This is a genomic window from Tenacibaculum sp. M1.3A (genome assembly GCF_057732375.1).
Genome location: NZ_JBYJEF010000006.1, coordinates 33,738 through 50,415, shown reverse-complemented (window position 1 = coordinate 50,415; position 16,678 = coordinate 33,738). Strand labels below are relative to the sequence as shown.

Below are 16,678 nucleotides of genomic sequence, written 5' to 3'. Positions count from 1 at the left end.
TACAATGATAAATAAAAAAGTAAATAACGTACAAGAAGCAGTAGCTGGTGTAAAAGACTCTATGACTTTTATGTTAGGCGGTTTTGGGTTATGTGGTATACCAGAAAATGCTATAGCAGAGTTAGTAAAATTAAATGTAAGAGATGTTACATGTATTTCTAACAATGCAGGTGTAGACGATTTTGGATTGGGTTTATTACTTCAAAATAAACAGATTAAAAAAATGATTTCTTCTTATGTAGGAGAGAATGACGAATTTGAACGTCAGATGTTATCTGGTGAGTTAGATGTCGAATTAACTCCACAAGGAACTTTAGCTGAAAAATGTAGAGCTGCACAAGCAGGTTTTCCAGCGTTTTATACGCCGGCAGGTTACGGAACAGAAGTTGCAGAAGGAAAAGAAACTCGTGAGTTCGATGGTAAAATGTATGTTTTAGAACCCGCTTTTAAAGCAGATTTCGCTTTTGTAAAAGCATGGAAAGGAGATGCTGCAGGGAATTTAATTTTTAAAGGAACCGCGCGTAATTTTAATCCTAATATGTGTGGTGCAGCAACCATAACAGTTGCAGAAGTAGAGGAATTAGTGCCAGCAGGAACGTTAGATCCAAATCAAATACATATTCCAGGGATATTTGTGCAACGTATTTTTCAAGGAGAAAAATATGAGAAGAGAATTGAACAACGTACTGTAACCCCAAAATTGTAAGAAAATGGCATTAACAAAAGAACAAATAGCACAGCGAATTGCAAAAGAATTACAAGATAAATGGTACGTTAATTTAGGTATCGGAATTCCTACTTTAGTAGCAAACTATATTCCTGAAGGGATTGAGGTTGAGTTTCAATCTGAAAACGGATTATTAGGTATGGGACCTTTTCCTGTTGATGGAACTGAAGATGCCGATTTAATAAACGCAGGTAAACAAACGGTTACTGTTCTAGATGGTGGATCTATTTTCGATTCAGCTACAAGTTTTTCTATGATACGTGGTAAACACGTTCAATTAACGGTTTTAGGAGCTATGGAAGTTGCACAGAACGGAGATATCGCTAACTGGAAAATTCCAGGGAAAATGGTAAAAGGAATGGGTGGCGCGATGGATTTAGTTGCATCAGCAGAAAATATTATTGTTGCCATGATGCATACCAATAAACGTGGTGAATCTAAAATATTAAAAGAATGTTCATTGCCTTTAACAGGTGTTGGTTGCGTAACTAAAGTGGTTACTAATTTAGCAGTGTTAGAAGTTAAAGAAGGTGCATTTCATTTATTAGAAAGAGCTCCAGGAGTATCTGTTGAAGAAATTCAAGAAGCTACAGCAGGAACCTTAATTGTAAACGGAGAAGTTCCTGAAATGAATATTTAAGAGATAATTAAAAAGATGAAATTTATAGCTAAAAATAGTTTTATACTCACCTTAATTTTAGTTGTTGCTTTGCACTTTGTTTTAGACAAAGGGCTAGGAATAGATAATTCTTGGATACGATTAGGAATTGTTTTTATAATATTACTTTTTATTATACCAAGAAAAAAGAAAATACAAACTCAGGAAGGAGAAAAAACTCAAATTATTTGGTTTTTTGTAAAAAAGCCTATTATTTTAGATTAAATGTTAGAATTAATAAAGAAAATACATCGTATTATTTATCCTCTTTTAACAATATTTTTCTTGCTGATTTTAGATAAAATATTTCATGTAGAGCCAGATTGGCTTCGAATTGCAGTAGCAATTGCTTTAGGGTATTTTTTATCACCAAGAAAAAAAATAATACAAACGCAAACAGGAGAAAAGAAACAGTTAACCTGGATTTTTCTTAAAAACCCAATATTTTTAGATTAATGAAAATAATTTCATACAACGTAAACGGAATTCGTGCTGCATTAAAAAAAGGATTCATCGATTGGTTACAGGCTGCAAATCCGGATGTGATTTGTATTCAAGAAACCAAAGCGCATAAAGAACAACTAGATGTAACGGAATTTGAAAACGCGGGTTATCCGTATCATTATTGGTTTTCAGCACAAAAAAAAGGCTACTCATCAGTAGCTGTTTTTTGTAAAGAAAAACCGAATCATATTGAATACGGAACGGGAATTGAAACCATGGATTTTGAAGGAAGAAATTTACGTGTAGATTTTGATAACGTTTCGGTAATGAGCTTATACCTTCCGTCAGGAACAAATTCTGAACGGTTGAGTTTTAAGTTTAATTATATGGACGAATTTCAATCATATATCAATAATTTAAAACAAGAAATTCCGAATTTGGTTATTTGTGGTGATTACAACATTTGTCATGAAGCAATTGATATTCACAATCCGAAAATGAAAGGAGTTTCTGGGTTTTTACCAGAAGAAAGAACTTGGATTGGAGATTTTATAAACAACGGGTTTATTGATAGTTTTCGCTATTTAAATCCAGAAAAACAAGAGTATTCTTGGTGGAGTTATCGGGCAAATTCTAGAGCCAATAATAAAGGTTGGCGTTTAGATTATGCGATGGTTTCTGAGCCGTTAGAAGAAAAAATTTCAAGAGCCTATATTTTACCTGAAGCAAAACATTCAGATCACTGTCCGATTGTGGTTGAATTAGATATTTAAAAACGAAATATGAGAAACCTACTAATACTACTTTTTTTTACAACTTCAATGTTCGCGCAACAACCAGTTGACACTATTTTGATGCCCGAAAAAAGTTTGCAAATAATAAGTGATGCTACTTTAATAGCAATTGACACTATCAAAATAAAACAGCTAGAAGATTTATATTCTGATGCTGATTTAAAAATTATAGATAGTTTATTAATTGAAGAAAAGTTTAATTCATCATTGTTTGATAGTATTCAGTATGTAATTAACGATAAAGATATTATTGGTAATTCAACCACCATACTTTCTTCGGATTTATTAAAAAAAAGGTTAACAGATTTAGATTTAAAAACACCATTTCACTTAGCCTATAATCCGTCATTAGAGAAGGTAATTAATAGTTATTTAAAATATCGTAAAAAATATTATCCTGCGTTAATGGCGAAGGCTCAATATTATTTTCCGATGTTCGAGCAGTATTTAGATCAGTTCGATGTTCCATTAGAAATGAAGTATTTAGCTATTGTAGAATCTGCTTTGCGCCCTGCGGCTCGTTCTAGAGTTGGTGCAACAGGTTTGTGGCAGTTTATGTACGGTACGGGAGTGCAGTTTAACTTAAAGGTAAATTCATATGTAGATGAACGTCAAGATCCGGTAAAAGCAACCATTGCAGCTTGTAAATACTTAAGTCAGCTATATAAAATTTTTGGAGATTGGGATTTGGCATTGGCAGCTTACAATTCGGGGCCAGGAAATGTTTCGAAAGCAATAAAACGCTCTGGTGGATATCGTAATTACTGGAATATTCGTCCGTTTTTGCCACGTGAAACAGCAAGTTATGTCCCTGCATTTTATGCAACTATGTATATTTTTGAATATGCTGAAGAGCATGGTATTTATCCAGAACCACCAAATATTTTTCATTTCGAAACGGATACGGTTCGTGTGAAAAAAACGATTAGTTTTGATCAGATATCAGAAAAAACGAAGATAGATTCAGAGCTATTATCTTTTTTAAATCCGGCGTATAAATTGGATATTATTCCATACGTAAAAAATAAAAATTACGCAGTTCGATTACCTAGAAAAAACATGATAGACTTTCTTGATAAGGAGAAAGAGATTTATGCTTTGGCAAAAGAAGATGAAGGTAAAAGAGAAAAACCTTTGCCTAAATATTTTGAAATGGATAAACGGATCCGTTATAAAGTGCGTAGTGGCGATTATTTAGGAAAAATAGCAAATAAGTTTGGCGTAAGAGTTAGCGATATAAAACGATGGAACGGTATGCGTAACCATCGTTTAAAAATAGGACAGCGTTTAAGTATTTATCCGAAGAAAGTAGGTGTTACTAAGAAGGTATCTAAAAAGAAGTATAAGACTCCAACAGGTAAACACGATATTTATGTAGTAGAAAATGGAGATTCTTTATGGACGATTTCTAAAAAATACCCATCAGTTTCTATCGAGCAAATTAAAAAGTGGAACAATATTTGGAGTGCTAAAAGTCTAAAGCCAGGAATGAAGCTTAAAATTTTTAAAGGTTAAAAAACACACTACTAAAACTACAAACTATGAAAAAAACAATAATCTTACTTTTTTCGGTATTCTTAGCAATATCATGTAACACAGGTAATGGAAAAGACAGTTATGTTTTGCCAACATCTAATGGTAACACCAATAAAATAATGGTGGTTGTTAAAGGAATAGATTGGGAGGGAAAAATGGGAGATCAAATACGTAAAGTTTTTGGTGAACATCAGGTAGGTTTACCACAACCAGAAACATTGTTGTCGGTTAGCCAAATAGACCCTGTAGGTTTTGGCAGTTTTATGAGACACGGAAAAGCTGTTTTAATGATTAAAGAAGGAGCAAAAGAAAGTATAACTGTAGAGAAAAATAGGTATGCTGCACCCCAAATTATTGTGCATGCAACTGCGAAAAACAAAGAAGGAATTATAAAGCTTTTAGATACACGAGGAAAAGAGATTATCAAGTTATTTAAGGATGAAGATATTAAGTTTTCACAGCGGATCTTTAAAAAAGAACGTATAGATGAAACGAAGTTTAAAACAATTAAAAATATTGGGTTAACAATAGATATTCCTAAGAGGTATAGATTAGTTGAAGATACAGGTGATTTTATTTGGTTTCGCCAGCATTTATCTAGCGGTATCGCACGAGGAGACGGAACTAATAATGTTTTAATATATACGGTTCCTTTAGAAGATGAAACAACTGTTGCTGATAATATTAATGCAGTAAGAGATACAATTGGTAAAAAACACATACCAGGTAGCAAGGAAGGGATGTATATGATTACCGAACAAGCATACACACCATTTACCTTTAAGACTGTAATAGATGGTAAAAAAGCATATGAAACTCGTGGTAAATGGGAAGTTAAAAACGATTTTATGGCAGGGCCATTTATAAACTATACAATAATTGATAAGAAAAATAATCGCTTAGTAGTTTTTGAAGGTTTCACCTACGCGCCATCAGTAAATAAACGTGATTTTTTGTTTGAGTTAGAAGCAATTGCAAAATCAATGAAAATAAAGTAAATTTTATTTTAACAATAGATAACAAAAAAGCATCAAATATATATTTGATGCTTTTTTGTTATATTTGACTATAAACCAAAACTTTATATTTATGAAATTTAATTTTTTAATATGCGTATTAGCAGCATTAGTGCCAATGATTATTGGATTTGTTTGGTATGGACCACTTTTTGGAAAACCATGGATGAAAGAAATGGGTTTTACAGAAGAAAGTTTAAAAGGTGGTAATATGCTTAAAATTTTCGGATTATCGTATGTATGTAGTTTTTTAATAGCATTTGTACTGCAAACGTTGGTTATTCATCAATGGGGAGCTTTTTCCACTTTAATGGGGGAGCCAGGTTTTGCAGAAGGATCAGGAGGAGCATCTGCCTATTTCCAAGAATTTATGTCAAATTTTGGTGATCGATTTAGAACTTTTGGTCATGGTGCTTTGCATGGAACCATGATAGGGTTATTGTTAGCAGGATCTATAATTACAATTAACGGATTATTTGAAAGAAAAAGTTTTAAATACATTGCAATTAACGTAGGTTATTGGGTAGTAAGTTTAGCTATTATGGGAGGTGTATTATGTAAATGGGGTTAATTTTTATAAAGGTAAAAAACACCAAAAAGCATCAATTTTTAAAATTGATGCTTTTTTTATGTAACAAATAGTAAACAATAGACTCTTATAACCAATCAATTAAAAATCAAACCAAATGATTGCACATTTTTTAAAGTTAGAATGGAAACAATATTTTCGTTCTTCATATTGGCAAAAAGGAATTGCTTTAAAAATTATAATGGGATTTTTTATCCTATATATTTTAGCTGTTTTTTTAAGTATTGGTATTGGAGGTTTTTTTCTATTAAAGAAAATGTATCCAGAACAAGATCCGTTACAAATTGTAAATTCAATGTTAGTTTTTGCTATACTGGGAGATTTAATTTTCCGCTATTTAATGCAAAAATTACCAGTAATGAATATTAAGCCACTACTAATACTTCCTATAAAGAAAGAAAAATTAGTACACTATGTTTTAGGTAAATCAGCATTTTCAGGATTTAACTTCATGTCATTGTTTTTTTATATTCCTTTTAGTGTTGTTTTAATTAGTCAAGATTATAATTTAGTTGGAGTTTTAGGTTGGTTAACTGCGATGTTTTTTATAATTCAAGCAACTAATTTTTTAAACTTTTTAATCAATAAGAATAATAGTGTATTTGCATTTATTGCTACATTACTAGTAGCTTTATTGGCGTTGCAAAAGTTTACTAGTTTTAATGTTTCTGTTTACAGTCAGCAAATATTTGATACAATTGTAGCAAATCCAATTTTAGCATTAATTCCTTTTGTGATTGCAGTAGTGTTGTATTATGTGAATTTTAAATTATTAAGAGCAAGAGTTTATTTAGATGATTTAGTTGCGGTAAAAACAGAAGAAGCAAATACAGCTGATTTATCGTGGACAGAAAAATTAGGAGATATCGCACCATTTATAAAAAATGATATCCGATTAATTTGGCGAAACAAAAGAACAAAAACAGTATTTTTAATGTCGTTCTTATTCCTTTTTTATGGGTTGATTTTCTTTACACAAGAAACCTATCAGAAAATGCCAGCCATGTTAATGTTTGCGGGCTTGTTTGTAACAGGAGGTTTTACATTAAATTACGGTCAGTTTATTCCGGCTTGGGACAGTGCACATTATAAAATGCTAATGAGTCAGAGCTTTAGATATCGTAAATTTTTAGATTCTAAGTGGTTTTTAATGGTTGCGATGACTACAGTTTTATACTGTTTAAGTTTTCCTTATTTATATTTCGGAACAAAGATATTTTTGATGATTACCGTGGGAGCTATTTTTAATATCGGTTTTAACTCACTGTTTTTGTTATATGCAGGATCTTTTAATAGAAAACGAATCGATTTAACAAAGGGTGGTTTTGGAAACACACAAGGAACAAGCGCAACGCAGTTTCTTATTATTATACCATTAATGTTATTACCAATGGCTATATTTTGGGTATTCAACAGTTTTGTTGGTTATAACTCAGGCTATATTTTAGTTGCTTTATTGGGAGTACTTGGGTTAGTTTTTAAAAACTACTTTATGAATTTGATAGAGAAAAAATACATTAAAGACAAATACGCTATGATTAATGCTTTCGGAAAAGAAGCATAAGTAAAACAAAATTTAAAGAAAATATTATGATTACAATAGATACAGTTTCAAAAAAATACGGACAAGCACAAGTTTTAAATGTAGATAAAATAACTATTCCTAGCGGGCAAAGTTTTGGTTTGGTTGGTAATAATGGTGCCGGAAAAACAACGTTATTTAATATTTTATTAGATTTAATAAGACCAACAACAGGAGAAATTACAAACAACGATGTTGTTGTAAATAAAAGTGAAGATTGGAAAACTTTTACAGGATCTTTTATTGATGAATCTTTTTTAATAGGATATTTAACTCCAGAAGAATATTTCGATTTTATTGGAGATTTACGAGGAATGAATAAAGCGGATGTTGTATCATTTTTAGCGCCATTTAAAGAATTTTTTAATGATGAAATTTTAGGCAAGAAAAAATACTTGCGTGATTTAAGTAAAGGAAATCAGAAAAAAGCAGGAATTATAGCTGCTTTAATGGGAAATCCTCAAGTAGTAATTTTAGATGAGCCTTTTGCAAATTTAGATCCAACAACTCAAATAAGGCTTAAAAAGATATTAAAAAGCTTAACAGAAAATAAAGAAGTTACCGTCTTAGTTTCTAGTCACGATTTAAGTCACGTTACTGAAGTATGTGAGCGAATAGTTGTTTTAGATAAAGGAAATGTGGTAAAAGACATAAATACATCACAAGAAACGTTGCAAGAATTAGAAAGCTATTTTTCTGTATAATTAATAAAATAAATCAATAAAAAGAGGTTAATTAAAATGTATACTATTTTAATTAACCTCTAAGATTTATTTTAAATAGCATTAGGAGCACTAAAATTATTTTATTATTGTTATTTTTACGTTTTTACGTACAATAAACTAATGAATATAGTTGTTGTACAGTAAAAGTATAACTATATGAATAAACTGTCCAAACTTTTAGTTTTTACCCTTTTTTTAGCACTAATGTATTCGTGTAGTGTAAAAAAAGATGCTTTTATAAATAGAAATTTTCACGCACTTACCACTAAATATAATATCCTTTTTAACGGGGAGCAAGCTTATTTAAAAGGGCTAGAAGAGATTGAAAGCAAACACGAAGATAATTTTTGGAAACGTTTACAAATAGAACCAATTAGTTTTGATGAAAATAAAATAGCAGTTCCTGTTTTGCAGCCTGGTACTGGTTTTAATGAAAACGAAGAAGAAGAGGTTGAAAACTTAACGTCTTTTGATAAAGCAGAAGAAAAAGCTGTAAAGGCTATTCAAAAGCACACAATGAATATAAACGGTTATGAAAAAAACCGTCAAATTGATGATGCTTACCTACTTTTAGGGAAATCTAGATATTACACGCAGCGTTTTATTCCTGCGATAGAAGCTTTTAATTACATTATAGTAAATTATCCGAATGCTAATTTAATTAACGAGACGAAAATTTGGAGAGCAAAAACAAATATTCGTTTAGATAACGAAAAACTAGCCATAGAGTCTTTAAAATTTTTATTAGAGGTTGAAGAAAATGAAGAAGAACTTCCTGATGTAATAAGAGAACAGGCGCATACTGCAATGGCAATGGCGTATCAAAAAACAGATACGATTCAGAAAGTTATAGAACATTTAACGGCAGCTTCTAAAATATTTAAAAACAAAGAGCAATCTGCTCGTAATATGTTTGTTTTAGGACAAATTTACAGCGAATTAAATCACAGAGACTCAGCACGAGTGGTGTTTAATAAATTAGCTGAAGCAAAAAAGGCACCTTACAAATACCGTATTCGCGCAAATATTGAAATGGCTAAAAACACTGAAAACGATTCAGCATCGATAGTTGTTTTAGCGAGGTTAAAAAAATTAATTAGAAACTCTGATAACCGTAATTTTTTAAATGCACTGTATTATCAAGCAGGTGTTTTAGAAGTAGGAAGAAATAAAACAGCAAATGCTATTGATTATTTTAAAGAATCAATAGCAGCAAAGACTAATAATAATTATCAAAAAACATATGCCTACGAAGGTTTAGGAAATATTGCATTTGATAAAGAAAACTATGTATTAGCAGGTTCATATTACGATAGTGTTTTACAGGTTACTTCAAAAGAATTTGATCAAGAAAAGAGAATTAGAAGAATCCGAAGAAAAAATAAAGGATTAACAACTTTAAGAAAATACGAAGAAGTCGTAAAAAACAATGATAGCATTCTTAAGTTAGTTGCAATGACGACAGATGAAAGAACCGTTTTTTTTGAAAATTATATAGCAAAAATTAAAAAAGAAGACGAGGAGAACAAACAGCAGTTATTAAATGCACAAAACTTTGGGAGTTCATTTGGTGGAGGATCGTTAGTAAACAATTCGAGTAATAAAGGAAAATGGTATTTTTATAACACCCAAGCTTTAGGTTTTGGTGAATCAGAATTTCAGAGAGTATGGGGTACGCGTCCTTTAGAAGATAATTGGCGTTTATCTGATAAATCTACCATTACAACAAATGATGTTATAGAAACATCAACAGAGCCAATTGTAAATAAGCGATATGTATTAGCAACATATTTAAATGAAATCCCTACTGATAAAAAAGTAATAACCACTTTAACTGAAGATCGTAATGATGCTTTATATAAATTAGGATTAATTTATAAAGAGCAATTTAAAAACACTGATCTTGCTATTAAAAATTTTGAACGCGTACAAAAAGAGCAAACAAATAAAGAATTGGAGTTGCCGATTAGCTATCATTTATATCAAGTTTATAAAAGTATTGGTGATCAAGAAAAATCAAACCGATATAAAGCTATTATTTTAAATAAATATCCTGAAACAACATTCGCTCAAATAATATTAAATCCGAATGAAAAATTAAAAGAAGGTAAAAAAGAAGACGTAGTTTTAGACAAGTATAAAGAAATTTATTATATTTTTAAAGAGAATAAATTTGAAGAGGTTGTAAAAGAGATAAACACTTTTTTACCAACAATAAGTAATTCAGGATTAATTCCTAAATTTACACTCTTAAAAGCTTTATCTATAGGTAAGTACGAAGATAAAGATACCTATAAAAAAGCCTTAGAATTTGTAGCAGTTAGTTATGCTACAAAAGAAGAAGGTATAAAGGCAAAAGAAATATTAGATCAATTAAAAAAATAATACAACATTCTAACTCCCCTAAATATGTTTAGTAAAGAAAGTAAAAAAACAAGTGACAATAAAGTTTCAGAAAGAAATATTGTTGGTAAAAACACACAAATAACAGGAGATATTATTTCTGAAGGAGACTTTAGAATTGATGGAACTTTAGACGGAACTATTAAAACCAATGGAAGAGTTATTATTGGTGAATCTGGTTTTGTAAAAGGAAAGATTGAATGCGCAAATGCTGATGTAGAAGGTAAATTTTCTGGTGAATTAATTGTTTCGAATACGTTAACAGTAAAAACATCAGCAAATATTAATGGAGATGTTGTTATTGGCAAACTTTCAGTAGAGCCAGGCGCGTCATTTAATGCAACTTGTGCTATGAAAGGAGCTGTAAAAGAATTAAAAAAAGATGAGCAAAAAACCCAAGGCAAAACCGCTTAATAAATACATTAGGTTTACCACTATTGCTCTTCAAATGGGTTTAACGATTTACTTAGGTAATTTACTAGGTAAGTGGTTAGACTTGCAATTCCCTAACGACGGAGAAGTGTATTCTAAAATATGTACACTTGCGGCAGTCTTTTTGGCAATGTTCTCAGTGATACTTCAAGTTACAAAAATTTCAAAAGAAAATGATTAAAAGAATTTTGTTTTTCCTTGCTGCTATTTTTATAGTATTTGTAGTAAGTTATTTTCCACACGATTATATTTTACAGTCTAAAGAAATATACCTTTCTTATTCATTATTTTCAATTTATCTATTTCATGTTATAGCAGCGGTAATTGTGTATGCAATTGTAGAGCTAGTAGCCTGTAAACTAATAAATCAAGCAGGATATGCATATTTGGCTTCAGTATTTTTAAAAATCGGATTTTTTGTGTTGATTTTTAAGGTTTCGGTTTTTGCAAATGAAGAACTTACAAAGCCAGAGAGGTTTTCATTGGTAATTCCATTGTTTATATTTTTAATTTCAGAAGCTATTGCAGTTTCGAAACTGCTGAATAGTAAATAGTTTCATCGTTTTTTTATGAAAACAATAAGACGAAAACACAATAGAAAAACTAAATAAAAAAACGGTTTGTAGTTTTAATTAAATGTGTACCTTTGCACGGAAATTTAGAGACCATAACCCATATTTATAAAGGTATGATGATAGCCAAAAATTCTATCAAATTTTTTACAGTTTTAGCATTAGTATTTACTTCTTTTGGAGTGTTTGCTAGTGGTGACGATAAGCAAACTTCAGATAGCGATGGTGGAAAAGTAGACACCAAAGAAGAAATTAAAGACTACATTAAACATCACTTAGCAGATTCTCACGATTTCTCTTTGTTTTCGTATACAAACGACGCAGGAGAAAGAGGTCATGTAGGTTTTCCGTTGCCAGTAATCGTTTGGACTAGCAAAGGTTTAAAAACGTTTATGTCTTCTAAATTCCACCACAACGACGACGGTAAATTAGTTGTTGATGCGGGAGGAGTTCAGTTAGTGAAAATTCATAGTAAAATATACGAGTTAAATCAAGGAGCTACTGAGGTTGCTTTTGATGAAGCTCACCACGCAACAAATGCGCACACTGTTTTAGATTTTTCGATTACTAAAAGTATCTTCGGAATCCTATTAGCAGGTTTATTAATGGTTCTTGGTTTTCGTTCTTTAGCGAAAGGGTACAAGAAAGGTGCAATTCCTACAGGAGTTGGTCGTTTTTTAGAGCCTTTAGTTATTTACGTAAGAGACGAGATTGCTAGGCCAAATATTGGTGAAAAGAAATACAAGAGATTCATGCCTTATTTATTAACGGTATTCTTCTTTATTTGGATATCAAATTTATTAGGTTTAACGCCATTAGGTTTTAACATAACAGGGCAAATAGCAGTAACAGTATGTTTAGCGTTATTTACTTTGGTTGTTTACATATCTAGTGCAACAAAAGATTTTTGGGCACATACATTATGGATGCCAGGTGTACCAAAATTATTAAGACCAGTATTAGCGGTTTTAGAATTAGCAGGTTTCTTGTTAATTAAACCATTCTCGTTATTAGTTCGTTTGTTTGCTAACATTACAGCAGGTCACTCGGTAGTAATGGGTATTGCAGCACTTATGTTGTTGTTGAAAGCAGAATTCGGAACAGTAGGAGCAACGGGAATTTCATTCTTGTTAACATTATTCTTAACTGTTATTGAGTTATTAGTAGCTTTTTTACAAGCATTTATTTTTACAATGCTTTCTGCTTTATTTATTGGTATGGCAGTAGAAGAACATGACCACGCAGATGCGAGTCATTAAGAATTTGAATTTTTGTTTAATTTAATATAAATAGTATGTACAATTTAATTGGAGCAGGATTAATCGTAATCGGTGGAGGAATCGGATTAGGTCAAATTGGTGGAAAAGCAATGGAAGGAATTGCTCGTCAACCTGAGGCTGCTGGTAAAATTCAAACAGCGATGATCATTATCGGAGCATTATTAGAAGGATTAGCATTTGGTGCTTTACTTTTAGGGAAATAATTCCGGCTCAAAAAGAAGCAAAAACACTTTCTGTAACGATTGGTTGCAGAAGTGTTTTTATAATTAAACAACAAAAGACAATTTAAGTATTATGGATATTTTTAATGATTTTCCAATTGGGTTATTTGCTATGCAAGCAGTAATCTTACTTGTTTTATTAGTTTTATTAGCAAAATTTGCTTGGAAACCAATCTTAAGCTCTTTAGATGAAAGAGAAGAAGGTATTCAAAGTGCATTAGATCAGGCAGAGAGTGCTCGTAAAGACATTCAGAACTTACAAGCTGATAACGAACGTTTATTAAAAGAAGCGCGTGCAGAGAGAGATGCAATGATGAAAGATGCTCGTGAGATAAAAGAAAGCATTATCGCTGAAGCAAAAGGTGAAGCTCAAGAGCAAACTTCTATTATGATAGAAAATGCGAAGGCAACAATTAAGCAAGAGCAACAAGCTGCAATAGCAGAGTTAAAGAAAAATGTAGCAAACTTATCTATCGATATCGCTCAAGAATTAGTAAGAAAAGAATTAGCATCACCAGAAGAGCAGTTAAAGCTTGTTGAAGGAATGTTAAAAGAGGTTACTTTAAACTAAGCAATCGATGAAAGGAGCAAGACCAGCATTACGTTACGCAAAAGCAATATTGAATCTAGCTAAAGAAACTAACAATGATTCTTTAGTAAACGATAACATGAAGTTTATCGCAGAAACTATTGCAGATAGTAGTGATTTAAAAAGAATGCTTAAAAGTCCTGTAGTTAAAGCTACAGAAAAACATAAAGTTTTACTAGCGCTTTTTGGAGATAATGTAAATACTATCGTTAAAGGTTTATTTAACTTATTAGAAGAAAATAAACGTATGGAGATGTTAGAGGCTATTGCAAAGCAATATGCTCTTATTTACGATTACGATAAAAGAATACAGGTTGCTAAAGTTACTACAGCAGTAGTTTTAACAAAAGAATTAGAAGCTAAAATACAGGCGAAGATTGTAGAAATTACAGGAAATAGCGCAGGTATAGAAAATATAGTAAATCCGAATATTATAGGAGGATTTATTTTACGTGTTGGAGATGTGCAGTATGATGCAAGTATTTCTAATCAATTCAGTGAGTTAAGAAGAGAATTTGACAATAGTCATTATATTCCACAAATTTAATTACATCAAATTATAAAAGATGGCGGCAATTAAACCAGCTGAAGTTTCAGCAATTTTAAAGGAACAATTAACAAATTTCGAAGCGAAAGCAACGTTAAACGAAGTAGGTACAGTATTACAAGTAGGTGATGGTATTGCTCGTGTTTACGGCTTGTCTAATGTAGAATACGGTGAATTAGTAGAATTCGATGGCGGATTAGAAGGTATCGTATTAAACTTAGAAGATGATAATGCAGGTGTTGTATTATTAGGAGCTTCTACAACAGTAAGAGAAGGTTCTACAGTAAAGCGTACAGAACGTATTGCTTCTTTAAGAGCAGGTGAAGGTATTGTTGGTCGTGTTGTTAACACATTAGGTCAGCCTATTGATGGTAAAGGACCAATTGAAGGTACTACTTACGAAATGCCTTTAGAGCGTAGAGCTCCTGGTGTTATTTATCGTGAGCCAGTAACAGAACCAATGCAAACTGGTATTAAATCTATTGATGCAATGATTCCTGTAGGTCGTGGTCAACGTGAGTTGATTATTGGTGACCGTCAAACTGGTAAATCAACAGTTGCAATTGATACCATTTTAAATCAAAAAGAATTTTACGATGCTGGGCAACCAGTATATTGTATATACGTAGCTATCGGTCAGAAAGCTTCAACAGTAGCAGCAATTGCTAACATGTTAGAAGATAAAGGCGCAATGGCTTATACTACAATCGTAGCCGCAAATGCATCAGATCCTGCAGCAATGCAAGTATATGCACCATTTGCCGGAGCTGCAATTGGAGAGTTTTTTAGAGATACAGGTAGACCAGCTTTAATTGTTTTTGATGATTTATCAAAGCAAGCAGTAGCGTACCGTGAGATTTCTTTATTATTAAGAAGACCACCGGGACGTGAGGCATATCCTGGAGATGTATTTTACTTACACTCAAGATTATTAGAGCGTGCTGCAAAATTAATCAATGATGATAAGATTGCTAGTGAAATGAACGATTTACCAGATTCTTTAAAGGGAATTGTAAAAGGTGGAGGTTCTTTAACTGCATTACCAATTATTGAAACACAAGCAGGAGACGTTTCAGCTTATATTCCAACAAACGTAATTTCGATTACTGATGGACAAATTTTCTTAGATGGAGATTTATTTAACTCTGGTGTTCGTCCAGCAATTAACGTAGGTATTTCAGTATCTCGTGTTGGTGGTAACGCTCAGATTAAAGCAATGAAAAAGGTATCTGGTACGTTAAAATTAGATCAAGCTCAATATCGTGAATTAGAAGCATTCGCTAAGTTTGGTTCAGATTTAGATGCAGCTACAATGAATGTGATTTCTAAAGGGCAACGTAATGTTGAAATCTTAAAGCAAGCACAAAACGATCCTTATACTGTTGAAGACCAAATTTCAATCATTTATGCAGGTTCAAAGAACTTGTTAAGAGATGTACCGGTTAACAAAGTAAAAGAATTTGAAAGAGATTATATCGAGTATTTAAATGCAAAGCATAGAGATACTTTAGATACTTTAAAAGCAGGTAAATTAACTGATGAAGTAATTGATACTTTAACAGCAGCTGCAAAAGAAGTTTCAGCAAAATTTTCAGCTTAATAAAAGACTTTAATTTTAAGTATTGAGAAGTTACTTCTCAATACTTAAAATTTAATACTCAACACTATTCGTATGGCGAATTTAAAAGAAATACGTAACAGAATTACTTCTATTAAATCAACAATGCAGATTACCTCTGCCATGAAAATGGTATCGGCTGCAAAGTTAAAGAAAGCTCAAGATGCAATTACAGCAATGCGCCCGTATTCATCTAAGCTTACTGAATTATTACAAAGCTTAAGCGCTACTTTAGATAGTGATGCTAGTGGAGAATATTCAACACAAAGAGAAGTAAAGAATGTATTATTAGTTGCAATTACATCAAACAGAGGTTTGTGTGGTGGTTTTAATTCTTCTATTGTTAAAGAAACAATTAAAACTATCAATAATAAATACAATGGTGTTACTGTTGATTTATTAGCGATTGGTAAAAAAGGGAACGATATTTTATCGAAAGAACACAATGTTATTGAAAATAGAAGCGATATTTTTGATGATTTAACTTTTGATAACGTTGCTGAAATTGCTGAAAAATTAATGAATTTATATGTAACTGGTTCTTATGATAAAATAGAGCTTGTTTACAATCAATTTAAAAACGCAGCAACACAAATAGCACAGGTTGAACAATTCTTACCAATTGAACCAGTAGAAAGTGATGAAAACGTTAGTTTAGATTATGTTTTTGAACCTACTAAAGAAGAAATTGTTTTAGAGTTGATTCCTAAATCATTAAAAACACAATTGTATAAAGCAATTCGTGATTCATTCGCTTCAGAGCACGGTGCTCGTATGACCGCAATGCATAAAGCAACTGATAATGCAACTGAATTACGTGATGAGTTATTGTTAACATATAACAAAGCGCGTCAGGCAGCTATTACTAACGAAATCCTTGAGATTGTTGGTGGAGCAGAAGCTTTAAATAATTAAGAAATATTTTATATATAAAAAGGCGAACCA

Annotated in this window: 20 protein-coding genes; all 20 read left to right on the top strand. The window is 31.6% G+C overall.

Annotated features, from left to right (window positions below; genetic code table 11):
• Positions 1 to 4: 4 nt before the first annotated feature.
• The 20 genes from AC28QF_RS10205 (at position 5) to atpG (ending at position 16,648) form a co-directional block, all read left to right on the top strand.
• Entirely contained in the window at positions 5 to 706 is a 702-nt protein-coding gene (locus AC28QF_RS10205) for a CoA transferase subunit A (protein WP_488201810.1), read from the top strand.
• A gap of 4 nt (positions 707 to 710) precedes the next feature.
• Positions 711 to 1,367 (top strand): CoA transferase subunit B, encoded by a 657-nt coding sequence (locus tag AC28QF_RS10200; RefSeq protein WP_488201811.1) that lies wholly within the window; start codon positions 711 to 713, stop codon positions 1,365 to 1,367.
• A 15-nt stretch (positions 1,368 to 1,382) separates the two neighbouring features.
• Positions 1,383 to 1,610: a hypothetical protein gene (locus AC28QF_RS10195; protein WP_488201812.1), complete on the top strand. Its 228-nt coding sequence runs from the start codon at positions 1,383 to 1,385 to the stop codon at positions 1,608 to 1,610.
• Positions 1,611 to 1,841 carry a hypothetical protein gene (locus tag AC28QF_RS10190; protein ID WP_488201813.1) on the top strand — a complete coding sequence of 77 codons (231 nt, stop codon included), beginning with the start codon at positions 1,611 to 1,613 and terminating at the stop codon, positions 1,839 to 1,841. It begins immediately after the preceding gene.
• Complete coding sequence (locus tag AC28QF_RS10185; RefSeq protein ID WP_488201814.1) at positions 1,841 to 2,602, top strand: exodeoxyribonuclease III; 762 nt, start codon at positions 1,841 to 1,843, stop codon at positions 2,600 to 2,602. Before AC28QF_RS10190 ends, AC28QF_RS10185 begins: the two co-directional genes overlap by 1 nt.
• Before the next feature lie 9 nt (positions 2,603 to 2,611).
• Entirely contained in the window at positions 2,612 to 4,138 is a 1,527-nt protein-coding gene (locus tag AC28QF_RS10180; RefSeq protein ID WP_488201815.1) for a lytic transglycosylase domain-containing protein, read from the top strand.
• Between the two features lie 26 nt (positions 4,139 to 4,164).
• Positions 4,165 to 5,157 (top strand): DUF4837 family protein, encoded by a 993-nt coding sequence (locus tag AC28QF_RS10175; protein ID WP_488201816.1) that lies wholly within the window; start codon positions 4,165 to 4,167, stop codon positions 5,155 to 5,157.
• A gap of 91 nt (positions 5,158 to 5,248) precedes the next feature.
• Positions 5,249 to 5,746, top strand: a complete 498-nt coding sequence (locus AC28QF_RS10170; RefSeq protein ID WP_488201817.1) for a DUF1761 domain-containing protein — start codon at positions 5,249 to 5,251, stop codon at positions 5,744 to 5,746.
• Positions 5,747 to 5,861: 115 nt separating this feature from the next.
• On the top strand, positions 5,862 to 7,328 hold the full coding sequence (locus AC28QF_RS10165; RefSeq protein ID WP_488201818.1) for a DUF5687 family protein: 1,467 nt from the start codon (positions 5,862 to 5,864) through the stop codon (positions 7,326 to 7,328).
• A 26-nt stretch (positions 7,329 to 7,354) separates the two neighbouring features.
• Positions 7,355 to 8,050 (top strand): ABC transporter ATP-binding protein, encoded by a 696-nt coding sequence (locus AC28QF_RS10160; RefSeq protein WP_488201819.1) that lies wholly within the window; start codon positions 7,355 to 7,357, stop codon positions 8,048 to 8,050.
• 177 nt (positions 8,051 to 8,227) lie between these two features.
• Positions 8,228 to 10,456 (top strand): type IX secretion system periplasmic lipoprotein PorW/SprE, encoded by a 2,229-nt coding sequence (porW, locus tag AC28QF_RS10155; RefSeq protein WP_488201820.1) that lies wholly within the window; start codon positions 8,228 to 8,230, stop codon positions 10,454 to 10,456.
• 24 nt (positions 10,457 to 10,480) lie between these two features.
• Entirely contained in the window at positions 10,481 to 10,888 is a 408-nt protein-coding gene (locus AC28QF_RS10150; protein WP_488201821.1) for a bactofilin family protein, read from the top strand.
• Positions 10,857 to 11,087 (top strand): AtpZ/AtpI family protein, encoded by a 231-nt coding sequence (locus AC28QF_RS10145; RefSeq protein WP_488201822.1) that lies wholly within the window; start codon positions 10,857 to 10,859, stop codon positions 11,085 to 11,087. The genes AC28QF_RS10150 and AC28QF_RS10145 overlap by 32 nt, the downstream gene beginning before the upstream one ends.
• On the top strand, positions 11,080 to 11,460 hold the full coding sequence (locus AC28QF_RS10140) for a DUF6168 family protein (RefSeq protein WP_488201823.1): 381 nt from the start codon (positions 11,080 to 11,082) through the stop codon (positions 11,458 to 11,460). Before AC28QF_RS10145 ends, AC28QF_RS10140 begins: the two co-directional genes overlap by 8 nt.
• Positions 11,461 to 11,594: 134 nt before the next feature.
• Positions 11,595 to 12,737, top strand: coding sequence for a F0F1 ATP synthase subunit A (gene atpB / locus AC28QF_RS10135; protein WP_488201824.1), 1,143 nt, complete (start codon positions 11,595 to 11,597; stop codon positions 12,735 to 12,737).
• A gap of 35 nt (positions 12,738 to 12,772) precedes the next feature.
• The gene (gene atpE, locus AC28QF_RS10130; protein WP_053973883.1) at positions 12,773 to 12,961 is read left to right on the top strand and encodes an ATP synthase F0 subunit C; all 189 of its coding nucleotides are present in this window, start codon (positions 12,773 to 12,775) and stop codon (positions 12,959 to 12,961) included.
• A gap of 91 nt (positions 12,962 to 13,052) precedes the next feature.
• Positions 13,053 to 13,550, top strand: coding sequence for a F0F1 ATP synthase subunit B (locus AC28QF_RS10125; protein ID WP_488201825.1), 498 nt, complete (start codon positions 13,053 to 13,055; stop codon positions 13,548 to 13,550).
• A 7-nt stretch (positions 13,551 to 13,557) separates the two neighbouring features.
• Positions 13,558 to 14,115, top strand: a complete 558-nt coding sequence (gene atpH, locus AC28QF_RS10120; protein WP_488201826.1) for an ATP synthase F1 subunit delta — start codon at positions 13,558 to 13,560, stop codon at positions 14,113 to 14,115.
• 19 nt (positions 14,116 to 14,134) lie between these two features.
• Positions 14,135 to 15,715, top strand: a complete 1,581-nt coding sequence (gene atpA / locus AC28QF_RS10115; protein ID WP_483704204.1) for a F0F1 ATP synthase subunit alpha — start codon at positions 14,135 to 14,137, stop codon at positions 15,713 to 15,715.
• Between the two features lie 72 nt (positions 15,716 to 15,787).
• Positions 15,788 to 16,648: an ATP synthase F1 subunit gamma gene (gene atpG / locus AC28QF_RS10110; RefSeq protein WP_488201827.1), complete on the top strand. Its 861-nt coding sequence runs from the start codon at positions 15,788 to 15,790 to the stop codon at positions 16,646 to 16,648.
• Positions 16,649 to 16,678: the final 30 nt, after the last annotated feature.

What these genes read in the sequence shown, in the direction of transcription:
- AC28QF_RS10205 (WP_488201810.1), top strand. Translation starts at nt 5, where the DNA reads ATGATAAATAAAAAAGTAAATAACGTACAAGAAGCAGTAGCTGGTGTA.
- AC28QF_RS10200 (WP_488201811.1), top strand. Translation starts at nt 711, where the DNA reads ATGGCATTAACAAAAGAACAAATAGCACAGCGAATTGCAAAAGAATTA.
- AC28QF_RS10195 (WP_488201812.1), top strand. Translation starts at nt 1,383, where the DNA reads ATGAAATTTATAGCTAAAAATAGTTTTATACTCACCTTAATTTTAGTT.
- AC28QF_RS10190 (WP_488201813.1), top strand. Translation starts at nt 1,611, where the DNA reads ATGTTAGAATTAATAAAGAAAATACATCGTATTATTTATCCTCTTTTA.
- AC28QF_RS10185 (WP_488201814.1), top strand. Translation starts at nt 1,841, where the DNA reads ATGAAAATAATTTCATACAACGTAAACGGAATTCGTGCTGCATTAAAA.
- AC28QF_RS10180 (WP_488201815.1), top strand. Translation starts at nt 2,612, where the DNA reads ATGAGAAACCTACTAATACTACTTTTTTTTACAACTTCAATGTTCGCG.
- AC28QF_RS10175 (WP_488201816.1), top strand. Translation starts at nt 4,165, where the DNA reads ATGAAAAAAACAATAATCTTACTTTTTTCGGTATTCTTAGCAATATCA.
- AC28QF_RS10170 (WP_488201817.1), top strand. Translation starts at nt 5,249, where the DNA reads ATGAAATTTAATTTTTTAATATGCGTATTAGCAGCATTAGTGCCAATG.
- AC28QF_RS10165 (WP_488201818.1), top strand. Translation starts at nt 5,862, where the DNA reads ATGATTGCACATTTTTTAAAGTTAGAATGGAAACAATATTTTCGTTCT.
- AC28QF_RS10160 (WP_488201819.1), top strand. Translation starts at nt 7,355, where the DNA reads ATGATTACAATAGATACAGTTTCAAAAAAATACGGACAAGCACAAGTT.
- porW (WP_488201820.1), top strand. Translation starts at nt 8,228, where the DNA reads ATGAATAAACTGTCCAAACTTTTAGTTTTTACCCTTTTTTTAGCACTA.
- AC28QF_RS10150 (WP_488201821.1), top strand. Translation starts at nt 10,481, where the DNA reads ATGTTTAGTAAAGAAAGTAAAAAAACAAGTGACAATAAAGTTTCAGAA.
- AC28QF_RS10145 (WP_488201822.1), top strand. Translation starts at nt 10,857, where the DNA reads ATGAGCAAAAAACCCAAGGCAAAACCGCTTAATAAATACATTAGGTTT.
- AC28QF_RS10140 (WP_488201823.1), top strand. Translation starts at nt 11,080, where the DNA reads ATGATTAAAAGAATTTTGTTTTTCCTTGCTGCTATTTTTATAGTATTT.
- atpB (WP_488201824.1), top strand. Translation starts at nt 11,595, where the DNA reads ATGATGATAGCCAAAAATTCTATCAAATTTTTTACAGTTTTAGCATTA.
- atpE (WP_053973883.1), top strand. Translation starts at nt 12,773, where the DNA reads ATGTACAATTTAATTGGAGCAGGATTAATCGTAATCGGTGGAGGAATC.
- AC28QF_RS10125 (WP_488201825.1), top strand. Translation starts at nt 13,053, where the DNA reads ATGGATATTTTTAATGATTTTCCAATTGGGTTATTTGCTATGCAAGCA.
- atpH (WP_488201826.1), top strand. Translation starts at nt 13,558, where the DNA reads ATGAAAGGAGCAAGACCAGCATTACGTTACGCAAAAGCAATATTGAAT.
- atpA (WP_483704204.1), top strand. Translation starts at nt 14,135, where the DNA reads ATGGCGGCAATTAAACCAGCTGAAGTTTCAGCAATTTTAAAGGAACAA.
- atpG (WP_488201827.1), top strand. Translation starts at nt 15,788, where the DNA reads ATGGCGAATTTAAAAGAAATACGTAACAGAATTACTTCTATTAAATCA.